Below are 11,683 nucleotides of genomic sequence, written 5' to 3'. Positions count from 1 at the left end.
GGGGGTTTGATCCCCCCTTGATCCCCCCTTGATAAGGGGGGTTTGATCCCCCCTTGATCCCCCCTTGATAAGGGGGGTTTGATTCCCCCTTGATCCCCTTGATAAGGGGGGTTTGATCCCCCCTTGATCCCCCCTTGATCCCCCCTTGATAAGGGGGGTTTGATCCCCCCTTGATCCCCTTGATAAGGGGGGCATTTGATAATTTTTAACGCCTACCTACTTAGGAGAAGATTGGGGAGAACCTGTCGGAGTTGGTTGAGGTGTAAACTTTTGCTTCATCAATTCTGGTACACCTAAAGCCGTTAATAAAGTAGCAATCGCCGCGACACCAGCCCACACTAATGTCCAATTAATAACAATGGGTTGAGATATTTTAAATTGTTCTTTTTTGGGAATAGACAAACCTAAATCCTTAAACCATGCTTGCACTGACTGAGGACGTTTATCTATGTCTAATTCCAATGCCCAAAGAATGGCTTTGTTGATATTAGGGCTGATTTCTGAATTGTAGGTTTTCGGCTCAATTAAAGGCTGATGATCAATTTTTCGAGTCATCGCATTCACTGGAATTTTACCCGTTAAAAGCTCGTATAACACGGCTCCTAAACTATAAATATCGGTAAAAGCTCCGCGTTTAGCATCACGAGAATAACACTCAATAGGCGCAAAACCTGAGGCTAATTCCTGGGTACGAGTTTTGGTTAATTCCTCATCAAAATCTAAGGCTAAACCAAAATCAATTAAGACTGCTTCTGGTTTACCAGTCCGAATCATAATGTTACCCGGTCGAATATCTCGATGCAGAAAACCGCGACTATGTACCACCATTAAAGCCTGTCCAATCTGCTCAATGTAGCGTAAGGCTTCTTTTTCTGGTAAAATTTTTGTTGATCGCCGATCTAAGGTCGTCCCATCAATATATTCCATAACCATGCAGTTAGCTTTACCCTCTGAAAATAACTCTTTAACTCGCACGATATGAGGATGATCACAACCTTTTAATTTACTCGCTTCCTGCCAAAAAAGTTTCTGTAAACGCTCAGACTCCCACAATTTAAAACCCACATCCCTCGGCGTTTTGATCACCACTGAATCACCATTGCGATCGCTGGCTCGATAGGTAATGCCAAATCTTCCTTCACCCAATACTTCCTGAATCCTGTACTGGCCATCTTTAATTTTCTTGCCCAGATCCCAAACCATTAACTCCTAGCTCCTCTGCTCACAAACATTAATTAAACTTATTTTAATAGCGATGTCATTTTCCTAGAAGTATAACCTAATGTGGTGTTAACGACCGGCGACCGGCGACTGGCGACCCAATTAGATAAATTTGACCTAATCTTAGGTTTTATGGCTAGGATTATCTCTTGTCTTTTTTCTCCTCCTGTCTCCTCATCTAAGGGAAGATTTTTGATTTTTACAGGATTTCTATTAATCTTTCAGCAATTCTAGGCGATAACGATACAAAGCCACAGGACGATTCTGCGCTTGGAAAAAATCCGGGGATTGGGGGGAAAGATAAATGGCTGTCACCTGATCGCCTAGAATTTTATTAGGAGATAATAACTGATAGGAGGTGGTGGTTTCCACCTCATTAAGATAAGTGTTGGTTTCTCCCCGGAAAATTTGTTGACTGATTTCTGTGGCAATAAATTGATTTTGGCTAGGAGTTTCGCTATTTCTGGCAATTACCGTGGAAATTAGTTGATGAGCGCCGCGTAAAAAGGTAATCTGACGATTGGGATTATTAGGGTCAGTTTTTACGGATAATACCGATTGATTACCTAAATAGGCGCGACTAATTGCTAAAGCATTAAAGGATCGATCGGCCACAGTTGATGGTTTACTGATAATGGTGGATAAAAAGGCAGCATTTATCGGTCTGGAAATAGCTTTCTCGATGAATCTCACCGGAAACTCGATCGATTTTTCTAGGTAACGACGATTACTTTCAAAACCAGGTGTGATAATCTGGGGAGAAAGAGGAGCGGTTAAATCGATTAGGGTACTGGTGACAGTCCAACTGCCCACCATCCAATCGGGATAAACTAAATCTCCACTGGCAAAACTAACCACTGGTTTAGTCATCCAGCGAGGATAATTAGTTAAGCGATCGCTTAAATTTCCCGCTATAGATAATTCTAAATGGTTACTACAGCCTAGAATCAATACTAATAAGAACAAAATTATCCTTTGCATGGGTAAAAACATTTTTTAAGTAATATTCTTTAATTATGAACGATTTGATCAACTCCCAAGCCTTTAATCTCGATTCGGCAGTAATTCCCATCGCACCCACTGGTTTTAAATCCGGTTTTATTGGCATTATTGGTCGTCCTAATGTGGGCAAATCTACCCTGATGAATCAATTAGTGGGACAAAAAATCGCCATTACTTCCCCCATCGCTCAAACTACCCGCAACCGTTTACGCGGCATTGTCACCGACGAGCGCTCCCAGATGATTTTTGTCGATACCCCCGGCATTCACAAACCCCATCACGAATTAGGCAAAGTTTTAGTTAAAAATGCCGAAAACGCCATAAATTCTGTAGATTTAGTTTTATTTGTTGTCGATAGTAGTAATTTTTTGGGCAATGGCGATCGCTATATTGCCGATTTACTGACTAAAAACCAAACTCCCACGATTTTAGGGCTAAATAAAGCCGATCAGCAACCGGAAGCCCCGGAGCCTATCGACGATAGTTATCGCACCTTAGCGGCGGAAAATAACTGGCCTCTGCTCAAGTTTTCGGCACTGGAGGGGACGGGAATCGCAGAACTGCAAAATCTGTTAATTGATTCCCTCGAAGTCGGTCCCTATTACTATCCCCCCGATTTAGTCACCGATCAACCGGAAAGGTTTATTATGGGCGAATTAATCCGCGAACAGATTTTACTGCAAACTCGTCAGGAAGTTCCCCATTCTGTGGCGGTGGTGATTGAACGCGTCGAGGAAACTCCCGCTTTAACCAAGGTTTTTGCCGCCATTAACGTGGAACGAGCTTCCCAAAAAGGGATCGTCATCGGTAAAAATGGCAGTATGTTAAAAGCGATCGGCTCTTCCGCGCGATCGGCTATTCAAAAGTTAATCGCTGGGGAGGTATATTTAAAATTATTTGTGAAGGTAGAACCGAAATGGCGACAATCTCGCTCACTTTTAGCAGAATTTGGCTATCGCACCGAGGAGTGAATTGGGGTGTAGGGTGTGGGGTGTGGGGTGTAGGGTGTGGGGTGTAGGGTGTGGGGTGTAGGGTGTGGGGTGTAGGGTGTGGGGTGTGGGGTGTAGGGTGTGGGGTGTGGGGTGTAGGGTGTGGGGTGTGGGGAAAAGGAAGAATAAATAAAAATAATCTCCTGAAGACTGAAGACTGATAATTTTCATTTTTGTAGTAGAATGGAGAGCCACTAATAACCGATTTCTGGAATAATGGCCGATATTAAAACCCTAATTAAACAGGTACACCAAGAGGCAAAAAAAGAGGATTTTCCCATCGATACCCTGATTTACCAAGAGGCAAAAAAAGACCCCCTTGAACCAGTTTTGTATGCTGGTAATCTTGCTAGTCAGTTATGCTTTTTTGGCCGGGATTTAGGACGAGATGAAGTGTATGCAGGACAACCTTTGATCGGGGCTGCCGGTAGAATGGTAAGAGAGGGATTTTTTCAAGCTTGGCAGGGGAGAAAATCCCATGATCGTCAAGAGCTATTATCGGTGTGCGATCGAATTTTCTTGACTAATACAGTTCCCTACAAACCGCCGGGTAATAAAGCTTATTCTGGGGAAGTGAAAGATCGTTTTCGTCCATTTATAGAAAAACTGCTCGTTTTTTATTGGCAAGGTGATCATATCATTCCCCTTGGCACGGAAGCTTTTAAATGGTTTGAACCCTACGGTAAACCCAAAGAAGTAGATAAATTCTATCTTGATAAAGAACGCTTTACCAAAAAACTGCTAGTTACCCTTACCGCTACTGATGAAGATGGATTAAAACAGCAAAAGGAAGTGACTTTATTGCCTCTCCCCCATCCCTCTCCTCTCAATCAAAGATACTATGCCCTTTTTCCTGATTTATTACAAAAAAGATTAACTGAATTTGCCTTTTAACTAATGAGAATTTACGGCAATCGTCCCATAAAAACCCTAGCAGGACAATTAACCCGTCCGACGACAGCAAGGGTCCGAGAAGCTTTATTTAATATCTGGCAACAGAAATTATCCGGCTGTCGTTGGTTGGATCTTTGTGCGGGTAATGGTTCCATGGGTGGGGAAGCTTTATGTCGAGGTGCGAGTCTAGTAATCGGAATTGAACAATCAGGACGCGCTGGCGAAATTATTAAGGAAAATTGGCGCAATTTAGCAACTTCTCCCCAGCAATTTCAAGTAATTCGGGGGGATGTGGTGACAAAGTTAGCCACTTTAGCGGGGAAAAGTTTTGATTTAATTTATTTTGACCCTCCCTATGAAAGCGGTTTATATTTACCGGTACTAACTGCCATCTCTCAATCTAATTTATTAGATTCTCTGGGGGAAATTGCCGTGGAACATAATCCCAAATCTTGGCCAGCAATTAATCTAGAAGGTTTAACTATTTGTCGTCAGAAACGCTACGGCAATACCACCTTAACTTTTTATCAAAAAGCAGTTATCTCCTGACCACTGACTTGAAAGAGGGTGTAGGGTGTGGGGTGTGGGGTGTGGGGAGAATAAATAAAAGCAATCTTCTAACTCCTGACGACCGGCTCCTGACTCCTGCTGAAAATAGTCAATTTTATTTGACAGTCCAGAAAAAATTATTATTTCTCAACAAAATCACATAATTTGTCACTTTTCTTGACAATCATCCGGAGTAAAGCGAGAAACTTTCTGACAACCGCAGTTAATCGCCCCCTATTTAAGCTATTTAAAGAAACATCAGAGCTTATTTCGATAAAATTCGCAGTAAATAGGCTATAGCCTCCTAAAACACTTAAATTCCTTCTCCTAGTCCTTTTTTTGACCTAAAACTACCCCGAAGTTTCCTGACACGGCAGCTTAACCATCTCCCCTTAACCCTTGCTGCTCCCCAGATTATCCCCTAGTTTTTGTATAAATTTATACCCGACAAAAATAGTCGGGTATATTTGACACCAAGATTTTGCCGGTGATAGGATGCTTGTAGATTCAGTTGACGGCAAGACAGGAAAATCATGACCCTAGCGACAAACATCAAAACCTCAAAATTCATCCCCACCTTTACCCGCTTGGTTTCTAAGGAAGGAGGGACTTCTTACCCTCTGAAAGCGCTGAATATCTGCGAAGAAACCTTTGCCCCCCTAGAAGTGGACTACGATTACGACCTCATCCGTCGTACCGTTACCAGAGAAAGCATTCAAGCAGGTCCCAATTCCATCTGGCGCTATCGTTCCTTTTTGCCGGTGGAAAGTGAAAATCCCATCGATGTGGGTACGGGTATGACTCCCCTAGTTAAATCCCACCGTTTAGCTCGGCGCTTGGGTCTAAAAAATCTCTACATTAAAAATGATGCCGTCAATATGCCCACTCTCAGCTTCAAAGATAGAGTGGTATCCGTCGCCCTTACCCGGGCTAAAGAATTAGGTTTTACTACCGTTTCCTGTGCTAGTACGGGAAATCTGGCCAATTCCACCGCCGCTATTGCCGCTCACGCCGGTTTAGACTGTTGTGTTTTCATTCCCTCCGACTTAGAAGCGGGTAAAATTCTCGGCACCCTAATCTATAATCCCACGGTCATGGCAGTTAAAGGCAACTACGATCAAGTTAACCGTCTCTGTTCAGAAGTGGGTAATACCTACGGTTGGGGTTTTGTCAATATCAATCTGCGCCCCTACTATTCCGAAGGTTCCAAAACTTTAGGCTTTGAAGTGGCTGAACAATTAGGCTGGAAACTCCCCGACCATATTGTCGCACCTTTAGCCAGTGGTTCCCTGTTTACCAAGATTTATAAAGGCTTCCAAGAATTCGTCAAAGTCGGTTTGGTGGCAGATAAAGCAGTGCGTTTTAGTGGCGCTCAAGCGGAGGGTTGTTCCCCCATTGCCCAAGCTTTCAAGGAAGGACGGGATTTTGTCGCCCCAGTTAAACCCAATACTATCGCCAAATCGATCGCTATTGGTAATCCCGCCGATGGTGTTTATGCCCTTGATATTGCGCGTAAAACTGGCGGTAATATTGAATCCGTCACCGATGCCGAAATTATCGAAGGTATTAAACTTTTGGCAGAAACGGAAGGCATTTTCACGGAAACCGCAGGCGGTACGACTATCGCTGTCTTGAAAAAATTAGTAGAAGCGGGTAAAATCGACCCCGAAGAAACCACAGTTGTTTATATCACCGGTAATGGTCTAAAAACCCAAGAAGCGGTACAGGGTTATATCGGTGAACCCCTGTTAATCGAACCGAAATTAGAAAGCTTTGAACGGGCCCTGGAACGTTCCCGCACCCTCGAACGCCTCGAATGGCAACAGGTTCTCGTCTAGAATTGATGTTCAGGGATGATGGGGCGATTATCCCCTTGCCTCATCTCCACAAGCAATTTAAATTCGCGCGCAGCTTACTGTCCTTTCCACTTTTTCCTTTAATATCTATGGCTGTAAAAGTTCTCGTTCCCACTCCCCTGCAACAACTTACAAAAAATAAGGCTACCGTCGAGTGTAGTGCTAGTAGTGTCGGTGATTTAATCGAATCCTTAGAAGCAAGTTTCCCCGGTATTAAGGCCCGCTTATGCGATGAAGAGGGCGCACCCCGGCGCTTTTTAAATTTCTACGTCAACAGTGAAGATATTCGCTTCCTCGATGGGACAAAAACCCCCTTAAAAGATGGCGATGAAGTCAGTATCGTTCCTGCGGTGGCTGGAGGTTAACCTCCCCATAAATTTGTTTTCCGTCAATGTAATTAAACCCCTAGAAAGTGATGTTTTCTGGGGGCTTTTGTTCAGGTAAGTTTTAGTTAGGGTTGCCAGAAAAACCTAATCTTTCTGTCCTTTGTGCCTTTGTGGTTGTTCATTAGTTATATTCAATCGACACCCAACGCATCTTTTGCCTTTTAAGGTGACACATTTTATCCATTTTGGGTCCTCTGGACATCAGGTGAAAAATGTTCACAATGTTACATAATGGGCGCACGCGATGCGCCCCTACAGCCGGCACGATATTAATGCTAGGGACATAAGGCTTATGCCCTTTTTTCGGTAAGATAAGCTTATCACCTTAACTCCAATAGAACCGCAATTAAAACTATGCCTTTAAGTTGGAATGAAATAAAAAATCGCGCCATCGCTTTTCAAAAAGAGTGGGAAGGAGAGACTTCAGAAAAAGCAGAATCTCAGTCTTTTTGGAATGATTTTTTTCATGTCTTTGGCATTTCACGGCGTAGGGTAGCTAGTTTTGAGCAACCGATAAAAAAAGCAGATAATAAACAGGGTTTTATTGATTTACTCTGGAAAGGAACGATTTTAGTTGAGCATAAATCGAAGGGGAAAGATTTAGAAAAAGCCACACAACAGGCTAAGGATTATTTTCCCAATTTAAAGGAACATGAGTTACCGCGTTATATTTTAGTCTCGGATTTTCAACGGTTTAAATTATATGATTTAGATTCGGGCAATCAATGGGAATTTGAATTAAGTAATTTTGTTGATAATGTTCATTTATTTGATTTTATTGCTGGTTACGAAAAGCGAGTTTATAAAGACGAAGATCCCGTCAATATTCAAGCGGCCGAGTTAATGGGAAAACTTCATGATTGCCTCAAAGAAATTGGTTATATGGGGCATAATTTAGAAGTTTATCTAGTGCGTTTATTATTTTGTTTATTTGCCGATGATACGGGTATTTTTAATAAGGGTATTTTCTGGGAATATATCGATCTACATACCAAAGAAGATGGCAGTGATTTGGCGATGCACATTGATGCTATTTTTCAGGTTTTGAATACACCAGAAGAAAAAAGATTAAAAAATCTCGATGAGAATTTAACTCAATTTCCCTACATAAATGGCAAGTTATTCGAGGAGTCTTTACCCTTAGCGGCTTTTGATAGCAAGATGCGAGTCATGTTATTAGAAGCTTGTGCTTTTGATTGGGGAAAAATTTCCCCTGCTATTTTTGGCTCTATGTTTCAAGCGGTAATGAATCCAAAAGAGCGACGCAATTTAGGGGCGCATTATACCTCCGAGAAGAACATTCAAAAGGTGATTAAACCATTATTTTTAGATGATTTACACAGAGAATTTGAGAAGATTAAAGGCAATCGCAATAAATTACTAGAATTTCAGAAAAAGATTGCTAATTTATATTTTCTTGATCCTGCCTGTGGTTGCGGCAATTTTTTAATTATTACCTATCGAGAGTTACGCGATTTAGAGATTTTGGTGTTACAGGAGTTAGATAAATTAGATAAAACGGGGCAGTTAGTAACAGATATTAGTACCATTATTCAGGTAGATGTCAATCAGTTTGCTGGTATTGAATACGATGAGTTTGCGGTGAGGGTGGCAGAGGTGGCGATGTGGTTAATTGATCATCAGATGAATGTTAAGGTTAGTAATACTTTTGGTCAATATTTTGTGCGTTTACCATTAAGGAAAGCGGCAAAGATTGTTCATGGAAATGCCTTGCGGATTGATTGGGAGGAAGTTATATCAAAAGAGAAGCTCAATTTTATTTTAGGAAATCCTCCTTTTGTTGGTGCGATGATTATGAACGAACAGCAAAGGAATGATATGGCTTATGTTTTCGACGGTGAGAAAGGAATAGGCGTTTTAGATTATGTGTGTGCATGGTATATTAAGGCTGCTCAAATAATTCAGGGCAATAGAATCAGGGTTGCTTTTGTTTCCACAAATTCTATATCTCAAGGGGAGCAAGTTGCATTACTTTGGAATATTCTTTTTCAAAAATATTATTTAAAAATTCATTTTGCCCATCGTACTTTTAAATGGAGTAATGAAGCAAAAGGAAACGCCGCAGTTCATTGTGTTATCATTGGCTTTGGAAGTTTTAATATAACAAATAAAATCCTATTTGATTATGAAGATATTCAAGGTGAATCATTAGTTATTCAGTCTAATAATATTAATCCCTATTTAGTTGATGGAAGTGACATCATTATTTTTAACCGAAGTTTTCCTTTATCTAATATTCCATTAATGCGTTTTGGTAGTATGCCAAGAGATGGTGGTAATTTTATTTTTACAGAACCAGAAAAAGAAGAATTTTTAAAATTAGAGTCGAAGGCAGAAAAATGGATTAGACCTTATACAGGAGCGCAAGAATTTATTAATGGTTATAGTCGCTATTGTCTATGGTTAGTTGATATTTCTCCCACTGAATTAAAGACATTACCAGAAGTCATCAAAAGAGTAGATAAGGTTAAAAATTTTAGATTAAAAAGTAAAGCTGCTTCTACTCGTAAATTTGCGGCGACACCTACTCTATTCTGTCAAATAGCACAACCCGACACGAATTATTTACTTGTTCCCCGTGTCTCATCTGAAAGAAGAAAATATATTCCGATAGGTTTTATGAATAAAAATGTGATTGGTAATGATCAAGTTTTATTAATTCCTAATGCCAATCTATATTTATTTGGTATTCTTACTTCAGAAATGCACATGGCATGGGTTAAATATGTGTGTGGCAGATTAAAAAGCGATTATCGCTACTCAAAAGATATTGTTTATAATAACTACCCCTTTCCAGAAAATATCACCGACAAACAAAAACAAACCGTTGAAACTTGCGCTCAAGCTGTGCTGGATACTAGGGTAAAATATCCTGATAGTAGCCTTGCGGATTTATACGACCCTTTAACCATGCCTCCCGACTTGCTCAAAGCTCACCAAAAACTTGACAAAGCTGTTGATTTGTGTTATCGTCCCCAACCTTTCACCAGTGAATTAAACCGTATTGAATACCTCTTTGAACTCTACGAAAAATTAACCGCTCCCCTACTCCCTACCAGCAAACAAAAACCCCCGAAAAGAAAAAATCCTCAATAACGAAGGCAAAAGGCAAAAGGCAAAAGGCAAAAGGCAAAAGGCAAAAGGCAAAAGGCAAAAGGCAAAAGGAGATTATTTTTATTTATTCTCCCCATTTCCCCACACCCCACACCCCACACCCCACACCCCATCACCCCACACCCCACACCCCACACCCATCCCTAAGCGCCGCAATTCCGGAGATTATATAAAAAAACACCCAGAACAATCGAGGTGATGGACGATACTAAAGGTTGTGTAGGTCATCAGAAAAGCCCTGTCAGGGTAAAATACTATGAAACTAGCGTCACGAGTCAATCAAGTCACCCCCTCCCTTACCCTAGCTATCGACTCTCTGGCCAAGGAAATGAAGAAAAACGGCGAAGATGTCTGTAGTTTTAGCGCCGGGGAGCCAGATTTCGACACACCCATTCACATCAAAGCTGCCGCGAAAAAGGCCCTGGATGAGGGGAAAACTCGCTACGGACCGGCTGCCGGAGAACCGGGGTTAAGAAAAGCGATCGCCGAGAAATTGCTGCGGGATAATCAACTAGCATACAATGCCGATAATGTCATCGTTACCAATGGCGGTAAACAGTCTCTCTATAATCTAATCATGGCGTTAATTGAAGCGGGGGACGAAGTAATTATTCCCGCACCCTACTGGTTGAGTTATCCTGAAATGGTGACGTTAGCGGGGGGAACATCGGTTATAGTGAACACTAGCCTAGAGAATCACTATAAAATCACCCCCGAACAGCTAGAAGCGGCAATTACACCGAAAACTAAATTATTTGTTCTCAATTCTCCCTCTAATCCCACCGGCATTGTCTATACTCCCGAAGAAATCGCAGCTTTAGCAAAAATTGTGGTTGAAAAGGATATTTTAGTGGTTTCTGACGAAATCTACGAGAAAATCCTCTATGATGGCGCAATTCACCGCAGTATCGCTTCTTTTGGTCCGGAAATCTTTCAGCGCAGTATTATTAGTAATGGTTTTGCTAAAGCTTTCTCGATGACGGGGTGGCGCGTCGGTTACATAGCAGGACCGGTGGAAATTGTCAAGGCTATGACTAAGATCCAAGGTCATAGTACCTCTAATGTCTGCACTTTTGCCCAGTACGGTGCGATCGCTGCTTTAGAGAGTCCCCAAGATTGCATCGAGGAAATGGTCAAAGCTTTTAGCGAGCGCCGACAGTATATTTTAGAACGAGTGAGATCGCTCCCTGGACTCAATTGTCCTACTCCCAACGGTGCTTTTTATGTGTTTATCGATATCAGTCAAACTGGTTTAAAATCACGGGATTTTTGTCAGAAACTCCTAGAAACCCAAAAAGTAGCCGCTATCCCCGGTATTGCTTTCGGTGCTGATGATTGTATTCGTCTTTCCTATGCTACAGACCTAAAGACGATTGAAAAAGGATTCGATCGCATTGATCAGTTTATCGGCACTTTGTAGGATGATTACTGTGTCTGTTAGGGTGAATTTTGTTCGCCCTTTTTTTCGGTTTTAACAGCCAATTATCTCTAATAGTTACTAATTCTGTAGGCAAATATTGCATCTAGAATTAGCTTTGTACGCTTTGACCCGTACTGGGTTAACTACGAACCTCTCTATCGGATTCCCGCTAAAGGCGGCCTCTCCGACTACCTTTCTTCCAATATTTAAGGAACCATTAATATCTGCTCC

The 11,683-nt window shown here is 41.6% G+C and carries 9 protein-coding genes; 7 read left to right on the top strand and 2 right to left on the bottom strand.

The features are described from left to right. Positions 1–216 precede the first annotated feature (216 nt). Together IM496_RS05990 and IM496_RS05985 are read right to left on the bottom strand one after the other, a co-directional pair. Entirely contained in the window at positions 217–1,203 is a 987-nt protein-coding gene (locus tag IM496_RS05990) for a serine/threonine protein kinase (RefSeq protein WP_287661539.1), read from the bottom strand. A gap of 231 nt (positions 1,204–1,434) precedes the next feature. Beyond that, complete coding sequence (locus IM496_RS05985; protein ID WP_287661541.1) at positions 1,435–2,202, bottom strand: DUF6816 family protein; 768 nt, start codon at positions 2,200–2,202, stop codon at positions 1,435–1,437. Positions 2,203–2,237: 35 nt separating this feature from the next. On the opposite strand from IM496_RS05985, the gene era reads away from it, so the two are divergent. The 7 genes from era to IM496_RS05950 all read left to right on the top strand — a co-directional run bounded on the left by era (position 2,238) and on the right by IM496_RS05950 (position 11,452). Beyond that, positions 2,238–3,194, top strand: a complete 957-nt coding sequence (gene era / locus IM496_RS05980; protein ID WP_287661538.1) for a GTPase Era — start codon at positions 2,238–2,240, stop codon at positions 3,192–3,194. Positions 3,195–3,428: 234 nt separating this feature from the next. After that, the gene (locus IM496_RS05975) at positions 3,429–4,106 is read left to right on the top strand and encodes a uracil-DNA glycosylase family protein (RefSeq protein WP_287661536.1); all 678 of its coding nucleotides are present in this window, start codon (positions 3,429–3,431) and stop codon (positions 4,104–4,106) included. A gap of 3 nt (positions 4,107–4,109) precedes the next feature. Beyond that, entirely contained in the window at positions 4,110–4,655 is a 546-nt protein-coding gene (gene rsmD / locus IM496_RS05970) for a 16S rRNA (guanine(966)-N(2))-methyltransferase RsmD (protein ID WP_287661534.1), read from the top strand. 533 nt (positions 4,656–5,188) lie between these two features. After that, a complete protein-coding gene (thrC, locus tag IM496_RS05965) occupies positions 5,189–6,493 on the top strand; it encodes a threonine synthase (RefSeq protein ID WP_002750866.1) in 1,305 nt (434 codons plus the stop codon). Between the two features lie 107 nt (positions 6,494–6,600). Beyond that, complete coding sequence (locus IM496_RS05960) at positions 6,601–6,876, top strand: MoaD/ThiS family protein (protein ID WP_287661532.1); 276 nt, start codon at positions 6,601–6,603, stop codon at positions 6,874–6,876. 375 nt (positions 6,877–7,251) lie between these two features. Further along, positions 7,252–10,014 carry a DNA methyltransferase gene (locus IM496_RS05955; protein WP_194017855.1) on the top strand — a complete coding sequence of 921 codons (2,763 nt, stop codon included), beginning with the start codon at positions 7,252–7,254 and terminating at the stop codon, positions 10,012–10,014. Between the two features lie 274 nt (positions 10,015–10,288). Continuing rightward, positions 10,289–11,452: a pyridoxal phosphate-dependent aminotransferase gene (locus tag IM496_RS05950; RefSeq protein ID WP_194018439.1), complete on the top strand. Its 1,164-nt coding sequence runs from the start codon at positions 10,289–10,291 to the stop codon at positions 11,450–11,452. The last annotated feature ends 231 nt before the right edge of the window (positions 11,453–11,683 follow it).

Source organism: Microcystis sp. M049S2, assembly GCF_020245625.1.
Taxonomy (GTDB): Bacteria; Cyanobacteriota; Cyanobacteriia; order Cyanobacteriales; family Microcystaceae; genus Microcystis; species Microcystis ichthyoblabe_A.
The sequence above is the reverse complement of the archived record's forward strand: the minus strand, read 5'-3'. Positions and strand labels throughout refer to the sequence as shown.

Bases quoted from the DNA above. Each gene is read 5' to 3' on its own strand.
- thrC (WP_002750866.1), top strand. From the start codon at position 5,189: ATGACCCTAGCGACAAACATCAAAACCTCAAAATTCATCCCCACCTTT.
- IM496_RS05975 (WP_287661536.1), top strand. From the start codon at position 3,429: ATGGCCGATATTAAAACCCTAATTAAACAGGTACACCAAGAGGCAAAA.
- IM496_RS05990 (WP_287661539.1), bottom strand. From the start codon at position 1,203: ATGGTTTGGGATCTGGGCAAGAAAATTAAAGATGGCCAGTACAGGATT.
- era (WP_287661538.1), top strand. From the start codon at position 2,238: ATGAACGATTTGATCAACTCCCAAGCCTTTAATCTCGATTCGGCAGTA.
- rsmD (WP_287661534.1), top strand. From the start codon at position 4,110: ATGAGAATTTACGGCAATCGTCCCATAAAAACCCTAGCAGGACAATTA.
- IM496_RS05950 (WP_194018439.1), top strand. From the start codon at position 10,289: ATGAAACTAGCGTCACGAGTCAATCAAGTCACCCCCTCCCTTACCCTA.
- IM496_RS05960 (WP_287661532.1), top strand. From the start codon at position 6,601: ATGGCTGTAAAAGTTCTCGTTCCCACTCCCCTGCAACAACTTACAAAA.
- IM496_RS05955 (WP_194017855.1), top strand. From the start codon at position 7,252: ATGCCTTTAAGTTGGAATGAAATAAAAAATCGCGCCATCGCTTTTCAA.
- IM496_RS05985 (WP_287661541.1), bottom strand. From the start codon at position 2,202: ATGCAAAGGATAATTTTGTTCTTATTAGTATTGATTCTAGGCTGTAGT.